The organism is Pseudoalteromonas sp. DL-6, from assembly GCF_004328665.1.
Lineage (GTDB): Bacteria > Pseudomonadota > Gammaproteobacteria > Enterobacterales > Alteromonadaceae > Pseudoalteromonas.
The window spans coordinates 1,245,841-1,264,860 of the sequence record NZ_CP019770.1; the positions used below are offsets into that span (position 1 = coordinate 1,245,841).

The window sequence follows — 19,020 nt, forward strand, 5'->3', positions numbered from 1 at the left end:
CTTATACTAATCGTTTATTTTTGGGGTTCGCTTTCTAAATAGGTTGGGTTGCCAGCCAAAATGTAGTGCGCCCAATCTTAGAAAAACGGTTACCAATAATGAACCTATAATGCACCATAAATAGGGAGCTTCTAATAAAAATAGCGTGGCATAGGTTAAGCCTCCTGCAAAACACGCGGTGGAGTATAGCTCTTCGCGCATCACCAGCGGTACTTCTCTACAGATCACATCGCGTATTAAGCCGCCAAATATACCCGTCGTCATTCCCATTGTAAGCGCAACCACCATGGTGGTGCCTTCAATTAATGCTTTTTCAATACCGACCACATTAAAGATAGCCATACCAATCGCATCAACCAATAACATGTAATAGTTAGACACATCAGGTAAGTGGCGAATAAACATAACGGTGACAAAAATAGCGCCATAGGTGGCATATAAATAATCGGGGTTGGCTATCCAAAATACAGGTTGGTTAAGAAGAATATCTCTGAGCGTGCCACCACCTAACGCAGTGACTGAGCCAACAACGACAACACCAAATCCACCAATATCTTTGTCGTGGCCTAATAATGCACCTGAAATTGCAAAGAATGCCACGCCAATAAGGCTTAAAAAATTAAAATACTCTGCCGTCATTGAGGCGTCCTTTCCAGATTGAGAATTTATAATTAAAGGTAAGCGAGAGGGGATTTATATTAGCTGAATAACACTCTCTAAGCACAAGGTTATTAGCCCTGTGCTTGTTATACTGGGTTGTTATTGTAAGTAGTCAACGACCAGTTGAGATAATGATTCTACGCCAAGTTGTAATGCGCTTTCGTCAACATAAAACTGAGGTGAATGATTACTTGGTGCCGTTTTAGCGTTTTGATCTTTTGGAGTGACACCTAAAAAGTAAAACAGTCCAGGGGTTTCTAGCGCATAATAACTAAAGTCTTCTGCACCGGTAATCAAGTCTGTTGTAATAATGTTGTCAGCGCCAGCAATACGGGCAAGCGTAGGGGTCATTTTTTGAGTCAGTGCAATATTATTTACTGTTACAGGGTAACCGTGATCTATATGCACGTCGGCTTTTGCACCAGCGGATTCGGCAACCAGCTCAGCGGTTTTAGCTAAACGTTTTTTAATATCGGCGCGCATAGTTTGATCAAAGGTTCTAATTGTTCCAATTAGCTCGACGTTATCAGGGATTATATTTGAGCGTATGCCGCCATTAATCGCGCCAAACGAAATAACAGAAGGTGCTTTAGTTACATCAACTTGGCGTGAGGCGATTGTTTGAGTTGCCATTATAATTTGTGATGAAGCAACTATGGGATCTACGCCATTCCAAGGGCGCGAGCCATGGGTTTGACGACCCGTTACGTTAATTGTGAAAGAGTCTTCACTGGCCATTAGTGGCCCTTCTCTAAAGCCAATTTGACCAGTATTAAGTGAGCTGGTGACATGTAAGCCAAATACCGCCTCTGGCTTTTGTTTAAATAAACCTTCTTTTAGCATTAGCTCAGCGCCACCTTCTTCTCCCTCGGGGGCACCTTCTTCAGCCGGTTGAAATACAAACAGTACCTCACCCGCTAACTGCTCTTTAATTTTTACCAGTGACTCTGCTACGGCCATTAAAATTGCAACATGGGTATCGTGCCCACAGGCATGCATAACGCCTACTTCATTACCACGATAGGTTGAGGTTTGTTTAGAGGCAAAGGGTAAATCAACTTGTTCGGTAACGGGTAAAGCATCCATATCGGCACGAAGGGCGATTAAAGGGCCTTTTTTACCACCGCTTAATTTAGCCACAACACCGGTATGCGCAACATCGGTTTGTACTTCAAGACCCAAAGATTTTAAATGGTTAGTAATGTACTTAGCGGTTTCAAATTCGCGATTACTCAGCTCTGGATATTGATGCAAATGGCGACGCCATGTAATGACTTTTTCACTCACGCTTTGTGTTGCATGTTCAAGTTGGGTGTTAATGCTACTAGCAAAACTAGGCGCTGAAATAGCAGTAAATAAAACACTGCCAAAAATTATTTTTTTTATCATTTTAATTCCTTGGTTTTCATCGTGTGTAATTAACTTACGCTATTACATCAATAAAAAGTAGTGTTGTTTAATAGTTAATCGCAGTCCAAGAAAAGTTTGTTAAAGCTGCTTAAAAAAGTATTTATTGTTATTTTGTTTAGCACAATAGTTTAGCGCTTTTGTCGTATTTTAGTGCAGATTTTTAGCTTTAACGGTGAAAATGATAACAAAATGTTGCATTTTTTGAGTTTGTTCCCAATACTGGTCAATGCATTGCTTTTACCATGCACTGACAACAGCGTGAAATAAGCATTGCCAAACATAAGAAAAATATTCAATCAGTTAAGGATTAATATGAATAACACACACATATTTAAACGCGCGACTTTATTTGCAGCCGCAATAGGACTCTTAATGAGTTTTTCTGCACTCAGTAAAGAGTATAAAGTAGTTTTAATTCATGGCTTGCAAGTATCTCAGCTTACTAATAAAGCAGGCAGTAATGTGGTAAATGACGGTCAAAGTTATTGGCAGTCTTATTGGGTGAATCGTGCAGATGAGCGTATTGATTGGCCTGCATATGAGCGAATAGAAGGCAAAATTACCACAGATTGGGTATGGCCCAAGCTACAACAGATCTCTCGTTCAAATCTATGCGAACCAGGCTGTGTGTTTGTAACCCACTCAACCGGTGATTTAGTTGCCCGATATATCATAGATAACCAAGAAAACTGGCTAGAAAACGCGGGGCTAAAACCGCTTAATATTATAGCGACCTTTGATTTGGCGGGTGCTGGTGGCGGCAGTGAGTTAGCCGACTTAGCCGTGAGCGCGTTAAACGGCGCATCATGGAATTTTGCAGTTGATGCTGCATTAACATGGTGGCTAGGCAGTGAGGTTAATGAAGCGGTAGGCGTATTACATGATTTAAAAGTTAATAATGCACGCAGAATTGCGCCATTACCTGATGCGCGCACACCACGATTACGTTTTGTGGCCGATGGTAATGCTTACTTAGGTTTAACGGCTGGCTTTTTACGTGGTAACGATGATTCGGTAGTCGCTACTCACTCATCATGTGGCGCAAGCTCGGTAAGCTCATTTGGTAGTTGTAGTGCCAATATTGACACCAATGGGCGTTTAACTTCACAAGGTGATGCTGTTAGTAGCTTTATGCCATACCATTATCCCTTAATGATGACTAACAGCTACAGCCATAACGAAATTCAACAAGCGCAGCGCCAAGGTAACGTAACGGTGGCGATGAATAATATTAGCGTAGCTGGTGATACATTAGGATATGAAACTGTCGATGAAACCACCGGTAGCTGGTTTTGGAAAAAACAATACCGTTATGTAAAAGGCTCAGATAATTTGAGTGCATCAGCACTTATATATAATGTGATCCCATAAATATGATTGTGCGTGCGGCTTTATATGCTGCACGCTTTTTATATTAATTCGCTTTATTCAGTGATTTATTTTTAGGTAAGAAAACCTGAATGCAAATAGCAACAGGTTATCGCTCTAACAATGATTAACCATTATTGCGAATTGATGCTATAGGATAAATAACAATGAAAAAATCCTACGTTATTGCTTTAGTGATTATTGTTGCCGGCTTAGTGTGGTTTTTAGGTCAAGGTAATGCTAGTTATTCAGCTTCGCAAACAACAGCTAAAGAGCATAAAAAAACACCTGAACTTGCGACTATGCCGGCAAAATCAGAGGTACCAGCAGTTAAATCAAGCATAAAAAAAATGCCTGAAGAGCAGCATGAGTTTAATGAAGATATAGCTAAAGCAGCATCGGCGGTAGCGCAGCAATATCAGCAAAGCTTAGCATTTCCGCCATATTCGCAACCTCTAACGGTATATGATGAAGACCGGCTTAAGCCAAATCAGTTTTTTCCGGTTAGTAGCCCAGTGGGAGAGCAGGGCGGGGAGTTAACCTTAAGTTTATCTCAATATCGTTATGTCTACCCGCAAGCGATTAAATTAACCATAAGCGCACAAAATTTAGACAAAGCACAGGTAACACTCAGTGCTACTGATACTAAACAGCCGTTAAAAACACACAGCGGTGTTGCTCGTGACAATGAGTTGGCAATTACGTTTAAAGGTGAAGAAGATTTCCCTCGTAATTTACAGTTATTAGTTGAAGCCGACATTGCGGGTAAAATGGTTCCTGTGGTGGCACAAATACAATATATGCCGCCTAGTGCAACCCTAACTAGCTTTGATAACGCGTATCCACGTTATGATAATATGATAGTGCCTGCTAACTTAACAGTGATAAAAAGTGGTTTATATCGTTTAAGAGCTAACTTATACAGTGGAACTTCGCCATTAGCACATTTAGTTGCTAAAGCACGTTTAAATGAAGGCAGCCAACAAATTGATTTTAAAGCGCATTGGTCTGTTTTGCCTAAGCAAACGAATGACTTACGGTTGAGGGACTTTGTTATTGAACGTATGTCGCCAAGCCCAGGTGAGCGTAACAGCTTTGGACAAAGTAAAGTGAGTGAGTTTACTATTGAAGATTTTGCTTACGATAGCTTACAACAGCTGCCTTATCAGGCGAATAAACAAGAAATGCAGAGTTTAGAGTTTTTACAAGGATTAGCTGCCGGTAAGTAGCAGCATAGAACAGAGTGAAGGGTTTGCATTACTGCAAACCCTTAAAAATTAGCTTAAGTTAATAGTAACTACATCTGCTTGATTTGTTTCATCTTGTTCAGGATTAACCGGCGCTTTTGGTATGTCGGGTTTATCTAACGCAATGTCGCCACCATCAATCACGTCACCGGTTTGCAGATTTGCAAAATCAAACAATTGGTTATCAGCTAAATGCGAAGGCACAACATTTTGCATGGCAGTAAAAATACTTTCTATACGCCCAGGGTGCTCTTTATTCCATTGCGCTAGCATATTTTTAGTGTGCTTACGTTGTAAGTTTTCTTGTGATCCACATAAGTTACACGGAATAATAGGGTAGCCTTGGCTAAATGCGTATTGGCTAATATCGGCTTCTTTACAATATGCTAATGGGCGAATAACCATGTGCTCGCCGTTATCACTCATTAGCTTAGCCGGCATACTTTTGAGTTTGCCGCCGTAAAACATATTTAAAAACAAGGTTTCTATCATGTCATCGCGGTGATGGCCTAAAGCTATTTTAGTAGCGCCTAGCTCTTTAGCGGTGCGATACAAAATACCACGACGCAGACGAGAGCAAAGTGAGCATGTTGTTTTACCTTCAGGAATAATATCGGTAACAATACTGTAGGTATCTTCTTCGACAATTTTATATTCAATATTTAAGTTATCAAGGTATTCAGGCAGTACATGCTCAGGAAAGCCTGGTTGTTTTTGGTCAAGGTTAACCGCAAAAAGCTCAAACTTAATAGGGGCAACCCGCTGTAAATGTTGCAGCATATCGAGCATAGTATAACTGTCTTTGCCGCCCGATAAGCACACCATAATACGGTCGCCTTCTTCTATCATGTTAAAGTCCATGACAGCTTGACCTGTGAGGCGGCGTAAACGCTTTTGAAGCTTATTTAAGTTGTGTTGAGCTTTGGCTTGAGCAGAATGAGACACTACGCCCCCTTATAAATAGTACGGCAAAATTAATTGCTAAAAATAAAGGGGCGTATTATATGCCATATGTAATATCACAGCTACAGCAAACGTTAACTTTCTGCAAGGGGGCTTACATAGCCGTCAGGTTTCAATGCAAGTACATCACAATCAAGGCTGTCAATAACATGCTCAGCGGTGTTACCTACTAATGCTGCACTTAAGCCGGTACGTCCCACAGTGCCAATAACCACTAATTCACTATTTAAACGTTTAGCAACATCTGGTATCACATCTTCTGGCAAGCCTTCTTCTATAAAGCACTGCTCAGAGGTTAAGTTAAACTCATTAGCTAGTTCATTAGTTGACTCAATATGATGTTTTTTAACTGATTCGTTGTAAAGCCCGGGGTTAAACTCAGGAATTTCTATGGCAATATTTACCGGTGTAGCAGGGTAAGCATTGACTAAGTTAAGTTTAGCATTAGCGAGTTCACATAAAAACTGTGCATCTTTAATAATGCGCTTATTAAGTGAGAGGTGCTGTTCATTTTCACTGACTGCATTTACGGCAGCTAAAATATTACCTTGTGCTGGCCATTGCATATCTTTTACAAATAATACCGGCGTTGGGCATTTTCTAACTAAGTGCCAGTCTGTAGGAGTAAAAATAACCGCTTTTAGTGCGCCGTGTTGATGCGTACCTTTGATAACTAAGTCGTATTTATCATTGATAACGGTATTAATTATTGCCTCGTATGGTCGATTATGCCAAATAACTTGCGTATCAATATTAATATTTTGATAAGGAGAGACCAGATCTTTAAGCCATAGCTCGCGATCTTTGAGGACGGCTTGACGCATTGCTTCACGTTCATCGCCTGATAACATAGTGGTCATTTCGTAAGAAAAATCGTAAACCGTCATAAAGGCGGTAATGCTCGCACCCGATTTTTTGGCTAAATCTATTGAACGCGCGAGGGCATTTTGATCGTCTTTAGTTGGGTCAATAACCGCGATAATACGTTTAATCGTTTCCATTGTGCTACTCCATTCACTTAACAGTTATATATTTAGTGTAACGCAAATACACAACAGTTAAAGGGGTAGCACTAAGATTATTGTTCTATATCAATTTATTGATCTATTAACGGGGTTTTACAATCGCAGCGGTTTTAGCAAGCGCGTCATTATCTAAAATAGTAATAAACTTACCTTCTACTTTGATCAAATCTGCTTTTTGAAAACGGCTCAATAAACGGCTAATGGTTTCAACAGTTAAACCAAGGTAGTTGCCAATTTCACCGCGAGTCATAGTAAATCTAAATTCTTTACGTGAAAAACCACGTTCACCAAAACGCTCTGATAAATTATAAATAAAACTCGCTAGGCGTTCTTCGGCAGACTTTTTATTAAGTAGTAGCAGCATTTCTTGATCGTAGGTTATTTCACTACTCATTAAGCGCATAATTTGTTGGCGTAGCTTAGGCAGTTTACCAGCAAGTTCGTCAAGGGTATCAAAGGGGATTTCACATACCATTGAGGTTTCTAGTGCTTGAGAAAAGCTTTGATGCTGCATTTTGTTAATGGCATCAAATCCAACAAGGTCGCCAGCTAAGTGAAAACCGGTAATTTGTTCATCGCCTTGCTCAGACAAGGTATACGATTTAAACGAGCCTGAACGAACCGCATAAATTGCATTTAAAGGCGCGCCTGATTCAAATAAGTAGTCACCTTTGTGTAATGGTTTTTTTCGCTCAATGATCTCATCAAGTTTATCCATTTCTTGGCCATTTAAAGAAAATGGTAAACATAACTGGCTAATACTGCAGTTATTACAGCTAATAGCACAATTACCTTTAGCACGACTTTGAGAAAAATCCATAAGTTCAATCCGTTAAATTTCTATGCACGACATTTATCAATGTTAATGCACTAGCTTATCTGTTGCAATGATCAGAAGGTAGATACCGTACCAAATGATAACACTGCCTAATGTTATTCGTGTCCATGGGTGGTTAAAAAGCGTATTTAGCTTTTGTGCAGCCACACCTAAGGTGATCATGGCAGGAAATGTCCCTAGGGCAAATGACAGCATAACCAAAGCACCATTGAGGGCGTTGCCACTGGTCATTGCCCAGGTAAGTGCAGAGTATACTAAACCGCACGGTAACCAGCCCCATAACGCGCCATAACCAAGGGCTTTTAAAGGCGAATCAATGGGCATTAAATATTTATTAAGTTTAATTAAGTGCTGCCAAATAAGGGTTTTACCCAGTTTTTCAAGCCACTGTAAGGTGGCGGCTATGCGCATAATATAAACGCCAACCAGTAACATAAAAATACCGGCTAAAAATGACAAAAATAATGAAAAGGCAGAATTTTGCGTGGCAAACTGGCTACTAATACCCGCAACAAGGGCTCCTGCTAACATATAACTTAAAGCTCGACCGCTGTTATAAGCAAGAGAATATAACCAGGTTTGACGTTTGTTACTGGCAAGTTGTAACGAACTGGCAATACCGCCACACATAGCAATGCAATGACCACTGCCAATTAAACCCATTAAAAAAGCGCTAACAAAAATAGGGTCAATCATTACTTTTATTGTGCTGCTCTTTGTCGTCTTCAAACAAAATACTGTGGCCTTGCTTGTTTAAATCAGAGAATTGCTCGCCTTTTACAGCCCAAAAAAACACGCCAATAGCAATTAATACAAACAAAATAGCAATAGGAACTAAAATATAAATTATGCTCATAACTTTAATAGCCTTAGTGAATTACATATCACAATAATTGAGCTGGCAGACATACCAATAACCGCCATCCACGGCGCAACTAAGCCCATAGCAGCAAGCGGTAATATTGAGCCATTATATAATAAAGAAAGTGTTAGGTTTTGTTTAATTATACGTCGTGTTTGCTTGGCAACGGTTAATAAATGCGAGATGGAGGCTAAGTCACTGTTAAGCAATACAACATCGGCACTGTTTTTAGATATATCGGCACCGGTTTCCATGGCGATAGATAAATGGGCACTGGCAAATACTGGGCTGTCGTTTACGCCATCACCAACCATAGCAACAATTTCACCTTGCGATGACCAGTGATCAACGGCATTTTGTTTATCTTTTGGACTGCAACTGGCTTGCACTGAGTTAAGCTTTAACTTTTTAGCGACTTTGGCACCCGCATCAGATGCATCACCAGTTAGCATATGGCAACTAAGGTTAGCCGCTTGTAAAACATTAATTAGCTTATCGGCATCGGCTTTAACTTTATCTACAAAGTAAAAGCGTGCAACAGCCTGCTTGTTTATGTAAAGCGTGGCCTGTGCGTTGGTTTTCTTTGTATCAAACCAACCACTTTTACCAATAGCGTAATGCGTATTATCAAACTGAGCGCTTATCCCAATGCCTGGGTGGAGTTGTACATCGTCAAATTTACGCTGTCCTTTAAACTCCTTAAATGCACTGGCAATAGGGTGTTCAGAATAACTTTCAAGCTGGGCTGCAATATCAAGAACTTGCTCTTTACTGTAGTTATCATCAAGTATGTCAACCACGTCGAGGCTAAACTTACCTTGTGTAAGCGTACCTGTTTTATCAAAGGCAAATAAAGTGAGCTTTGATAGGGTTTCGAGCACATGCGCTTGCTTAATTAATATGCCTTTGCGGGTTAAGGTTGCTACAGCACAGGTTAACGCGGTTGGAATTGCTAAACTTAATGCGCACGGGCAAGTGGCCACTAACACCGAAATAGTGATCCAAAATGCAACGTCAGGGTCTACCTGATACCAACCAATCGCAGTTATGGAAGCAAATACCAGTAATACAGCAACAAACCACTGCGCCACTTTATCGGTAATTTCAACCAGTCTTGGGCGTTTTGTCAGGGCATTATGTTGCAGGCGAATAATTTGATTAAGCAGGGTGTTTTGGCCTAGCTTATTGATTTTTATTTCAATTATACCATCATGATTAACCGTGCCTGCATATACGTTATGATCAATATACTTTCGTACTGGTTGATGTTCGCCGGTCATCATCGACTCATCAACACTGGTACTGCCTTTAACTAATATGCCATCAGCAGGAATGGTTTCGCCTGCTTTTATTAACACAATATCGTTAAGTTTGAGTTTTTTGGCGGCAATGATGTGCTCATTACCGTGTTCATCGAGCGTACGCGCAGTAAGGGGTAACAACTTTTGCAAGTTAGCAGTAAATTCACTGGCTTTTAAACGCGCTCTAAACTCTAAGTATTTACCTAATAAGAGTAAAAAGGTAAACATACAAATAGATTCAAAGTAAACTTCGCCTACTTCCATTACTGTGGCATAACAGCTAGCGCCATAAGCACCAAAAATAGCCAATGATACTGGTAAGTCCATATTCAGCTGTTTTGCTTTTAAGCCATTAATTGCATTACTTAAAAAGGGCAGGGCGCTGTATAGAATAACGGGGGTGGCGAGAATTAAACTGATCCACCTAAAGTACTGTTCAAAATTGCTGTCCATTCCAGAGAACATGCCAAAGTACATTGCAAAGGCAAACATCATCACTTGCATGGTCATCAAACCTGCAACACCGAGACGACGAATATACGCTTTGGCAGTTTGCTGTTTTTGCTGGGCTTCTAAATCTGATTGGAAAGGGTACGCTTTATAACCTATTTCAGCCAGTGAGGTAATTAGCTCACTTAAAGGCGTGGCGCTTTTATCCCAGTGGATCATGGCACGATTCGTTGAGGTATTTACATCAACGCGTTTTACTGATTTAAGGTTTAATAATTGTTTTTCAATAAGCCAAGCACAGGCAGCGCAAGTTATACCTTCAACACTCAGTAGTACCTCAGAACTGTCATTATGGGTGCTAATAAACTCATCTTGAATATCTTCATTGTCATAGCTTTTAATAAAAGCGAGCTGTTCAGGAACCAGTTGTTCTACTTTACCAGCGCTAACAGTGCGGTATTTGTAGTAATCGGTCATTCCTTGGTCAATGATATTCTGTGCAACAGCCTGACAGCCAATGCAACACATTGGCTGAGATGTATTGTCTATAACTACATGTGCGCTAAACCCAGCAGGCACACTTTCAAGACAATGAAAGCAATTTTTAGACATACTAAATACTACTTATAGTTAGGAGTAACTAAAACGGTGGTTGTGGTTGGTAAAGTGACACTTTCTTTCATTTTCCAACTAGCATCAACGGGTTCAATAAACACTGAGTAAGCACCAGCCGTGTAGCTTTCTAATAATGCAGTAAACTCTTGGTTTGCATTAGGCGTCAAGGTTGCTTCAAAATCGTGGGCTTTAATAGTACGGTGGAAAAATGACAATTTTAGTGCGTGGATGTTGCTCGTATCGCCTTTAGTAAATTTAAAGCTTACTCGCTCATCAGATACATTTAGGTCACCATGCAGATACAAGGCTTTTGCTTTATCAAACTTGATCAGCTCTAAGTTGATTGCTTTGCCTTTTTTATAGTAATCATCAACGACCATATCTGGACCGTTACCTATAGCTGTAATAAATAAACTAATGCAGCCAATAATTGCAGCTAGAGGGAAGAAGATTAAAAACCAAGGCCAAAAATTTTTATACCACGGAGTCGGTTGCATAGTTGCTCTAAAATTGATGAATGTGCAGCTATATTATAATAAATAAAAGAAAAAGACTAAAAAAAAGCCTCCGAGTAGAGGCTTTTTTGATCTGTATTAATCTATTGAAATAAAAAGATTAAAACTGAAACGTTTTGTTAACTTTATCGCTATTTTTCTTGTGATAAGCTGTAAACGTAAGCAGTTAATAGGTGAATTTTGTCTTCGCCTAAAATCTCTTTAAAAGCAGGCATTACACCAGCACGACCGTGGTTTAGTGTTTCTTCAACAGCACGTTGAGAGCCACCGTATAACCAAATGTTATCAGTTAGATTTGGTGCACCAAACGGTAGGTTATGCGCAACTGAGCCTTTACCATCTGCACCATGACAAGCTGCACACATCGCGAATTTCGCTTTACCTGCCGCGGCATCTTTTTGGTTAACAGTACGACCAGAGAGGCTAAGTACGTAAGCGGTCATTTCTTTAACGCCTTGCTCGCCTAATGCATCACCCCAAGGCGGCATTGCTGCAACACGACCTAAAAGTAACGTTTCTCTGATTTTGTCAGGCGTACCGCCATATAACCAGTCGTTATCTGTTAGGTTAGGGAAGCCAGTACCACCACGAGCATCAGAGCCATGACATTGCGCACAGTTTTGAGCAAATAAGCGTTGACCAATTTCAACTGCTAATTGACCCTGCGTTTGTTCATGTTTAGTGCCATTTTCAAGAGCGATTTGCTGCGCAGCATCACCCGCTAATTTAGAGTCAACTAATTCTAAAACAGGGGTTTTTGCCAATTCATTAAAAATCGGACCAAAACGCTCTTCAGCAGCGCGGTATTCTGCATCTAGCTTTACAAAGCGGCCATCTTCTTTAGCATCAATGACTGCTTCTTTCGATTCAGTTAAAGAGGTAACACCTTGATTTGAGCTAGTCCACTTTGCCAAGCCTTCCCAATTACCTAAACCTGGGTAAGCTGCTAGGTAATAAACAGACCATACAAACGTTGCGAAGAACATGTAAGTCCACCATTTTGGTAGTGGATTGTTTAATTCTTCAATGCCGTCAAACTCATGTCCACAGCTTTCACCTTCTTTTACGCCTACATAGTTTTTTAAGTTCCAAACTAGTAGACCAAAGATAATGATTAAGCATGCAAGGGTTAATACAATAACCCATATACTCCAAAAGCTAGTCATTTCTCAGACCCCTTTTCCTCGTTAGAGAGTGTATTGTTGTGTTTTTTTTCATCTTCAAAGATGACATTAGCAGCGTCTTTAAAACGACTTTTACTACGCTTGCTATATGCCCATCCAACAATCACAATAAATAATACTAAAATTACCAGAGTCAAAATGCCTCTGTATGTCCCGTAGTCCATAATAATCTACTTCAAATGTGTGCCAAGTTGTTGCAAATAAGCAATAAGGGCTTGCATTTCTGTTGCACCTTTACCGTCATTCATTGCGTCAACTTTAGCAATGTCAGCGATTAATTCCTCGTCACTGCCATAACCTAAACCCGGGTGTTTTGGGTTTTCTGGGTTAATAGCAAACGTGTCACGGAAAATTTGTAGCTTTTTCAGAGTTAAGCTTGTATCAAGCGTGTTCTCTGCTAACCAAGGGAAGCCTGGCATATTCGACTCAGGAACCACAGCACGTGGATCAACTAAGTGCGCATAATGCCAGTCATCTGAGTAACGTTTACCTACACGTGCTAAGTCAGGACCAGTACGTTTAGAACCCCAAAGGAATGGGTGATCCCATACTGACTCACCCGCAACCGAGTAGTGACCGTAACGCTCAACTTCATCACGAAATGGACGAATCATTTGTGAGTGACAGTTAGCACAGCCTTCACGTACATAGATGTCACGACCTTCAAATTCAAGCGCGTTTAATGGGCGTAACCCATCAACGGGTTTAGTTGTGTCGTCTTGGAACATTAGCGGGGTAATTTCTACTAATGCACCAAAGCTGATTGCGAAAACAGTCAAGATGGCCATAAGGCCGATGTTTTTCTCGATAATTTCGTGTTTATTTTGCGAATTTTTATTGCTCATTATCTGACTCCGTTATGCTAACTGCGCTTGTTCATCAAGTTCTAGCGAGTTATTTTTCGCTGAAACTGTACGATAAACGTTATAAGCCATAACCAGCATACCTGCGACGATGAATACACCGCCTAAGAAACGCATAACATAGAAAGGATGAGAGGCTTCTAACGACTGAACAAAGCTGTACATTAATGTACCGTCAGAGTTAACTGCACGCCACATTAGGCCTTGCATTACACCTGAAATCCACATTGCAACAATGTATAAAACAACACCCACTGTGTGTAACCAGAAGTGTGTATTGATTAATTTAATGCTGTACATACGACCTTGCGAGAATAACGCAGGGATAAGGTGGTAAATAGCACCAATAGAAATCATTGCAACCCAACCTAATGCACCTGAGTGTACGTGACCTACAGTCCAATCCGTGTAGTGCGATAACGCATTTACAGATTTAATTGCCATCATTGGGCCTTCAAATGTCGACATACCGTAGAAAGACAATGAAACAACTAAGAAACGAAGTACCGGGTCAGTACGTAGCTTATGCCATGCACCTGAAAGCGTCATAATACCGTTGATCATACCACCCCAAGACGGTACAAATAAGATAATAGACATCACCATACCTAAGCTTTGCGTCCAATCAGGAAGCGCAGTGTAGTGAAGGTGGTGAGGACCTGCCCAAATGTAAAGCGAAATAAGTGCCCAAAAGTGAACAACCGATAAACGGTATGAGTAAACTGGACGACCTGCTTGCTTTGGTACAAAGTAATACATCATACCTAAGAAGCCAGCAGTAAGAAGGAAACCTACAGCGTTGTGTCCGTACCACCACTGAACCATTGCATCAACCGCACCGGCGTAAATTGAGTATGATTTAGTTAGTGAGACAGGAACAGCCATGCTGTTAACAATATGAAGTACTGCAACAGTAATAATGAAACCAGCATAGAACCAGTTAGCTACATAAATATGTGCTACTTTACGTTTAGCAATAGTACCCATAAATACAATAGCGTACGTTACCCAAACAACAGCAATTAAGATATCGATAGGCCACTCAAGTTCTGCATACTCTTTAGAACTTGAAATACCCATAGGTAGAGTAATTGCTGCTAGAACAATCACTAACTGCCAACCCCAAAAGGTGAAGGCGGCTAATTTATCTGAAAGAAGGCGCGTTTGACATGTACGTTGTACGACGTAATAAGACGTCGCAAAAAGAGCACTTGTACCAAATGCGAAAATTACTGCGTTCGTGTGTAACGGACGAAGTCGAGAGTAAGTTAACCATGGTGTGTCAAAGTTAAGTGCTGGCCAAGCTAGTTGGGCAGCAATCAGAACCCCAATACCCATGCCAACGATGCCCCAAATCACTGTCATAATAGCGAATTGGCGTACAACTTTATAATTGTACTCAGTTTGTGATGCTACTGTTTGGCTCATTTTCTGGCTTCCGCTGCAATAAATGCGTTTAGAAATGAATTACCTACTTGTTAAAGTAGGACCTACTATTATTCCAAAGTATACTATCTAAACCCCACAATATGTGGTTTTAAAGATAATAATCTCAAGAAATACTTGTTTTTTTTGCGGTTGAAATGATAAATTTTTTGGCCTTAAAAAGATAGGTCAATTGCGTAATAATATGACATCAATCAAACTTTATTAAGATGCTGTCTATTTTTTGAGGTGATTTGTACCTTACTCGCTTACTAAAGCCGATAATCAACCAACTTGCCCTAATGATGGGCTCATATATTAAATATTTTGAGAACCTGCATGTATATGTATAAAGTGTGTTTACTTTCTTTTCTATTATTTTTACTAGGCTGTGACTTTTCTGGATCAACAACAACACCAAAAGTAAGCCAATCACAAACCGAGTGTAAAAGTGACGCCCCCTGTATTTTTGCAAATCAAGTTAAAGTGTGGCTGAGCGAGGAAACCCTATCACCGGAAACACCGTTTTCAATTTATGCACAGTTACCGGCTGGCGTAATAATAACAGCGGCTAAGTTAGAGGGAGTAACTATGTATATGGGTTACATTCCCGTACAATTTAAAAATCAGGGCAGCGTTTGGGTAGCTAATACCATGGTAGGGATTTGCTCAGAAAAAAACATGGTGTGGAAGCTTATTCTTACTACTGTCGATACAAACACCGCCACAAGCGAAAATGTTGAATACTTTTTTAACGTTACCTATTAAAGATATTCTATTCAGGTGCGGCTTTTAACTGTGCCATTCCCATAGCATTATAGTGGCAAAGCCAAATGCCTCACATTTAATAGTTATCTGCAATTAAAGTCTATCTGATAAAATAACCATTCTTAATATAGCTTTTACATACCCATTTACCTTCCAAGTTTATAACTTAAGCTTTGTTCGGCTAACTTATTCAATAGTGCTCATACATGCAATAAAGCACCCATATCATTTATAGGTGGGTTTATCTAATGGACCCACTTTGATGACAGTTTTTGCTTTAACTTGTAACCAGTCTGAAACTCTCAATACACATAAAATTTGCATGATTAAAACTTATAACAAAAAATTTCAGACTAAATAAACAATCTCCTTGCATAAATATGGTTAGTAATTAACACCTAGTTTTACCGTTTTAATAACGAGCTGTGATTAACATGTTAACTTTCCTATTTAAGGCACATTATCCCGATAGTTACATTTAATTACAAACTCTACCTATTTGATTTCACCTGTGTTTTTTGTGTGATTGTTTTTAGCTTAGTGTTTGATTTGCATCTGTTTTTATTGGTTAACAATGAAACAACCATTAACACCTGTACCTTTTTTAATCATGCAGAAATTGAGCTGTTCTTTAATTGGTCTTGCGTTAAGTTTTCGTTCAGTTAAAGGCGCCTAAGTTGCTCCCGCTCACTCAAAATTCTCATAAAAGTGGGCATTACCAATTCAGGTAAATTTTCAACAAGTAGGGTTCATCCATGAAAAAATCAACTCTTGGTTTAGCTGTAATTGCAGCAATCCCAATGTTCTCAAGTGTTCAGGTTTTAGCTGCAGACGAAGCAGCAAAGTCAATTGAAAAAATTCAAGTAACGGGCTCTCGTATCAAGCGTTCAGATATGGAAAACGCAAGCCCAGTTACACTTATCGGTGCTGATGACATCCAAGCTATGGGTGCAACAAGTATTGATAGCGTTTTACAAAAAATGACCGCTACAGGCGGTGCAATGACCAACCCTGGTGTTAATAATGGTTCAGGTGGTAATGCACGTATCGATTTACGTGGCTTAGGTGCTAACCGTACATTAGTACTTGTTAATGGTCGTCGTATGATTGCATCTGGTACTGGTGCAGCATCAACGGTTGATTTAAACACCATTCCAGTTTCAATGATTAAGCAAGTAGAAGTACTTAAAGATGGTGCATCTGCTGTATACGGTACTGATGCGGTTGCAGGCGTAGTCAATATTATCTTAAAAGATAATTTTGAAGGTCTAGACATGAACGTCAACACTGCAATTACAGGCGAAGGCGACGCAACAGAAAATTCTATAGATTTCACTGTAGGCAGCTCATTCGACAAAGGTAATATTGTTATCGGCATGCAGTACACTGACCGTGGTAAAGCATCTCAAGCTGATCGTGATTACTCAAACTGTCCAATTGCTGAAGGTGCAAACGGCTTATATTGTACAGGTTCTTCATACAATGAAGGCGGTCATATTTGGAACGGTAACGGTGAAAAAGGCACAACTGTAAACGCTAAAGGCGAAGATACAACAGTTTCTCTTATCGATGATAATGGTGTAACAGGGCGTGGTGGTGATTACCATCGTTATACTAATGAAGATGCTTATAACTACTCACCAGCAAGCTACCTTTACACGCCAATGGAGCGTTTAAACTTAACAGGTATCGCTACATACGAACTATCTGATGACACAAGCGTATTTGCTGAATTTACTTATACAAAGCGTTGGTCAGAGCAGCAAATGGCACCACAGCCAGTATGGTTTGATTTTGAGTACAATACAGAGAATATGGGTGACTCACTATTAACTCAAAGCTATGATAATCGTGTTGATTTAAATGGTGACGGCTACTTAGATAAAGATGCTGATGGTAACTACATCACACAAGAAACGAATTACAAAAATGGTGATGCAATTTCTTACGGTCGTCGTATGTCAGACACTGGCGCGCGTTACTTTGAACAGTCAGTTGATACTGTTCGTGCTGTCGTAGGTGCAGAAGGTTTTGTGGGTGATTATTCTTGGGACGTATCAGCTAACTTCGGTCGTAACGACTCAGTTGATAAGTTAAGTAATCTTCACAACATGGGTGCCATTCAGGATCAAATCACTGAAGGCAAATTCAACCCATTAGATCAAGCTGCATGGGTATCTGAAGATTTCCGCAAAAATGTTTACACAGAAGTTAACAACGGTGGCAGCCAATTATTCATATTAGCAGCGTCTGTTTCAGGTGAAATGTTTGAATTACCAGCAGGTTATGCTGCATTTGCAGCGGGTGTAGAGCGTCGTCAAGAAAAAGCATGGTTTACGCCAGATTCATTAACAGCGCAAGGCCTTGCAAACGACCCAATGGTTGAGCCAACTGCAGGTGGTTTTGATGTAAACGAAGCCTATGTTGAGTTCGCTATTCCTCTACTAGCTGATGCACCTCTTGCACAAAATGTTGAGCTAAGCGCAGCAATTCGTGCATTCGATTACAGTACATTTGGTTCTGATGAGACATGGAAACTAGGTCTTACTTGGAAAGTAAATGATGAATTAATGTTACGTAGTGTTGTTTCAACAGCTTTCCGTGCACCAACGGTTTCTGAGTTATATTCAGGTAATTCACCATCGTTTGATCAAATTGATTTCCCAGGTGCACAAGAACAAGCAGAAGTAACAGTCGGTGGTAATGATGCATTAACACCAGAAGAAGCTGATACTTTAACTGCCGGTATTGTTTATGAGCCACAGTGGTTTGATGGTTTCTCAATGACACTTGATTATTATGAGATTGACATTGAAAATGCGATCACACAAGTTGATAGTCAATACATTGTTGAACAGTGTCTAAATAACCCAGCAAATTCTAGCACAGCACTTTGTAAGTCAGCGGGTGTTTCAATGGATGCAACTGGCCGTGTTAAATTTAATAACCAGTTACAAAACGTAGGTTCTGAAAAAACATCGGGTGTTGATTTAAACCTAGCATACAGCTTTGAAGCTGCAGGCCTTAACTGGAAAGCAGGCTTAGACACAACATACTTAGAAGAGTATGTAGTTGCAGTAACGGGTTCTCCAGTTGATTACGCCGGTGTAATTACTTCTGGTACTGGTGGTTATGCAGATCTTAAGTCAAACCTAACAATTAATGTGTCAGGTGACAACTGGGATGCACAATACCAAATGCGTTACATCGCGGGTATGGACAGCTACGCATGTCTAAATAAAGACACGTGTTATGCACCTACAACACCATCAGTTATCTATAGTGACCTAAGTGGTAGCTACCTAGTAAACGATACTGTTTCTCTTTCAGCAGGTGTAAACAACTTGTTCGATAAACAGCCTCCTTACTACACTGGTAACAACGACTCAAACACTGACCCGTACACTTACGATGTGTTAGGTCGTCGTTTCTTTGCAAGCGTAAACGTTAAATTCTAATTTTAACTAATTAGAATTGCTAAAAGGCCTAGTATTTACTAGGCCTTTTTTGTTGAACAAAATTAAAG

Annotated in this window: 17 protein-coding genes; 4 read left to right on the top strand and 13 right to left on the bottom strand. The window is 40.1% G+C overall.

All coding sequences use genetic code 11. The features are described 5' to 3' along the window. Positions 1–6 precede the first annotated feature (6 nt). Together B1F84_RS05830 and B1F84_RS05835 are read right to left on the bottom strand one after the other, a co-directional pair. Complete coding sequence (locus B1F84_RS05830) at positions 7–639, bottom strand: trimeric intracellular cation channel family protein (RefSeq protein ID WP_131690834.1); 633 nt, start codon at positions 637–639, stop codon at positions 7–9. Positions 640–759: 120 nt separating this feature from the next. Next, a complete protein-coding gene (locus B1F84_RS05835; RefSeq protein WP_131690835.1) occupies positions 760–2,049 on the bottom strand; it encodes an amidohydrolase in 1,290 nt (429 codons plus the stop codon). A gap of 333 nt (positions 2,050–2,382) precedes the next feature. On the opposite strand from B1F84_RS05835, the gene B1F84_RS05840 reads away from it, so the two are divergent. Both B1F84_RS05840 and B1F84_RS05845 read left to right on the top strand, forming a co-directional pair. Continuing rightward, complete coding sequence (locus B1F84_RS05840) at positions 2,383–3,441, top strand: hypothetical protein (protein ID WP_131690836.1); 1,059 nt, start codon at positions 2,383–2,385, stop codon at positions 3,439–3,441. Between the two features lie 164 nt (positions 3,442–3,605). After that, positions 3,606–4,667, top strand: a complete 1,062-nt coding sequence (locus tag B1F84_RS05845) for a hypothetical protein (RefSeq protein WP_131690837.1) — start codon at positions 3,606–3,608, stop codon at positions 4,665–4,667. A gap of 48 nt (positions 4,668–4,715) precedes the next feature. Here B1F84_RS05845 and ttcA read toward each other — a convergent pair whose 3' ends face one another. The 11 genes from ttcA to ccoN all read right to left on the bottom strand — a co-directional run bounded on the left by ttcA (position 4,716) and on the right by ccoN (position 14,729). After that, entirely contained in the window at positions 4,716–5,630 is a 915-nt protein-coding gene (ttcA, locus tag B1F84_RS05850; protein WP_008109797.1) for a tRNA 2-thiocytidine(32) synthetase TtcA, read from the bottom strand. A 92-nt stretch (positions 5,631–5,722) separates the two neighbouring features. Next, positions 5,723–6,649: a universal stress protein UspE gene (gene uspE, locus B1F84_RS05855; RefSeq protein WP_008468158.1), complete on the bottom strand. Its 927-nt coding sequence runs from the start codon at positions 6,647–6,649 to the stop codon at positions 5,723–5,725. Positions 6,650–6,755: 106 nt separating this feature from the next. Beyond that, positions 6,756–7,493, bottom strand: a complete 738-nt coding sequence (locus tag B1F84_RS05860) for an FNR family transcription factor (protein ID WP_008109801.1) — start codon at positions 7,491–7,493, stop codon at positions 6,756–6,758. Between the two features lie 42 nt (positions 7,494–7,535). Beyond that, a complete protein-coding gene (locus B1F84_RS05865) occupies positions 7,536–8,207 on the bottom strand; it encodes a sulfite exporter TauE/SafE family protein (protein WP_131690838.1) in 672 nt (223 codons plus the stop codon). Next, positions 8,200–8,367 (bottom strand): cbb3-type cytochrome oxidase assembly protein CcoS, encoded by a 168-nt coding sequence (gene ccoS, locus B1F84_RS05870; protein ID WP_008109812.1) that lies wholly within the window; start codon positions 8,365–8,367, stop codon positions 8,200–8,202. Before ccoS ends, B1F84_RS05865 begins: the two co-directional genes overlap by 8 nt. Then, complete coding sequence (locus tag B1F84_RS05875) at positions 8,364–10,736, bottom strand: heavy metal translocating P-type ATPase (RefSeq protein ID WP_008109814.1); 2,373 nt, start codon at positions 10,734–10,736, stop codon at positions 8,364–8,366. Before B1F84_RS05875 ends, ccoS begins: the two co-directional genes overlap by 4 nt. 8 nt (positions 10,737–10,744) lie before the next feature. Further along, positions 10,745–11,236 carry a FixH family protein gene (locus tag B1F84_RS05880; protein WP_008109815.1) on the bottom strand — a complete coding sequence of 164 codons (492 nt, stop codon included), beginning with the start codon at positions 11,234–11,236 and terminating at the stop codon, positions 10,745–10,747. Positions 11,237–11,385: 149 nt separating this feature from the next. Continuing rightward, positions 11,386–12,420, bottom strand: coding sequence for a cytochrome-c oxidase, cbb3-type subunit III (gene ccoP / locus B1F84_RS05885; RefSeq protein WP_131690839.1), 1,035 nt, complete (start codon positions 12,418–12,420; stop codon positions 11,386–11,388). Further along, on the bottom strand, positions 12,417–12,602 hold the full coding sequence (locus tag B1F84_RS05890; RefSeq protein WP_010389598.1) for a cbb3-type cytochrome c oxidase subunit 3: 186 nt from the start codon (positions 12,600–12,602) through the stop codon (positions 12,417–12,419). Before B1F84_RS05890 ends, ccoP begins: the two co-directional genes overlap by 4 nt. 6 nt (positions 12,603–12,608) lie before the next feature. After that, the gene (ccoO, locus tag B1F84_RS05895) at positions 12,609–13,283 is read right to left on the bottom strand and encodes a cytochrome-c oxidase, cbb3-type subunit II (RefSeq protein WP_008109817.1); all 675 of its coding nucleotides are present in this window, start codon (positions 13,281–13,283) and stop codon (positions 12,609–12,611) included. Between the two features lie 12 nt (positions 13,284–13,295). Next, positions 13,296–14,729: a cytochrome-c oxidase, cbb3-type subunit I gene (gene ccoN, locus B1F84_RS05900; RefSeq protein ID WP_131690840.1), complete on the bottom strand. Its 1,434-nt coding sequence runs from the start codon at positions 14,727–14,729 to the stop codon at positions 13,296–13,298. 336 nt (positions 14,730–15,065) lie between these two features. On the opposite strand from ccoN, the gene B1F84_RS05905 reads away from it, so the two are divergent. Further along, positions 15,066–15,494 carry a hypothetical protein gene (locus B1F84_RS05905; RefSeq protein ID WP_131690841.1) on the top strand — a complete coding sequence of 143 codons (429 nt, stop codon included), beginning with the start codon at positions 15,066–15,068 and terminating at the stop codon, positions 15,492–15,494. 755 nt (positions 15,495–16,249) lie between these two features. Then, a complete protein-coding gene (locus B1F84_RS05910) occupies positions 16,250–18,952 on the top strand; it encodes a TonB-dependent receptor (protein ID WP_008109820.1) in 2,703 nt (900 codons plus the stop codon). Positions 18,953–19,020: the final 68 nt, after the last annotated feature.

Excerpts from the sequence above, each read along its gene's own strand:
- B1F84_RS05840 (WP_131690836.1), top strand. The coding sequence starts at position 2,383 with ATGAATAACACACACATATTTAAACGCGCGACTTTATTTGCAGCCGCA.
- B1F84_RS05860 (WP_008109801.1), bottom strand. The coding sequence starts at position 7,493 with ATGGATTTTTCTCAAAGTCGTGCTAAAGGTAATTGTGCTATTAGCTGT.
- uspE (WP_008468158.1), bottom strand. The coding sequence starts at position 6,649 with ATGGAAACGATTAAACGTATTATCGCGGTTATTGACCCAACTAAAGAC.
- B1F84_RS05835 (WP_131690835.1), bottom strand. The coding sequence starts at position 2,049 with ATGATAAAAAAAATAATTTTTGGCAGTGTTTTATTTACTGCTATTTCA.
- B1F84_RS05905 (WP_131690841.1), top strand. The coding sequence starts at position 15,066 with ATGTATATGTATAAAGTGTGTTTACTTTCTTTTCTATTATTTTTACTA.
- B1F84_RS05865 (WP_131690838.1), bottom strand. The coding sequence starts at position 8,207 with ATGATTGACCCTATTTTTGTTAGCGCTTTTTTAATGGGTTTAATTGGC.
- B1F84_RS05830 (WP_131690834.1), bottom strand. The coding sequence starts at position 639 with ATGACGGCAGAGTATTTTAATTTTTTAAGCCTTATTGGCGTGGCATTC.
- ccoP (WP_131690839.1), bottom strand. The coding sequence starts at position 12,420 with ATGACTAGCTTTTGGAGTATATGGGTTATTGTATTAACCCTTGCATGC.
- B1F84_RS05880 (WP_008109815.1), bottom strand. The coding sequence starts at position 11,236 with ATGCAACCGACTCCGTGGTATAAAAATTTTTGGCCTTGGTTTTTAATC.
- ccoN (WP_131690840.1), bottom strand. The coding sequence starts at position 14,729 with ATGAGCCAAACAGTAGCATCACAAACTGAGTACAATTATAAAGTTGTA.
- B1F84_RS05845 (WP_131690837.1), top strand. The coding sequence starts at position 3,606 with ATGAAAAAATCCTACGTTATTGCTTTAGTGATTATTGTTGCCGGCTTA.
- B1F84_RS05910 (WP_008109820.1), top strand. The coding sequence starts at position 16,250 with ATGAAAAAATCAACTCTTGGTTTAGCTGTAATTGCAGCAATCCCAATG.
- B1F84_RS05890 (WP_010389598.1), bottom strand. The coding sequence starts at position 12,602 with ATGGACTACGGGACATACAGAGGCATTTTGACTCTGGTAATTTTAGTA.
- ccoO (WP_008109817.1), bottom strand. The coding sequence starts at position 13,283 with ATGAGCAATAAAAATTCGCAAAATAAACACGAAATTATCGAGAAAAAC.
- ccoS (WP_008109812.1), bottom strand. The coding sequence starts at position 8,367 with ATGAGCATAATTTATATTTTAGTTCCTATTGCTATTTTGTTTGTATTA.
- B1F84_RS05875 (WP_008109814.1), bottom strand. The coding sequence starts at position 10,736 with ATGTCTAAAAATTGCTTTCATTGTCTTGAAAGTGTGCCTGCTGGGTTT.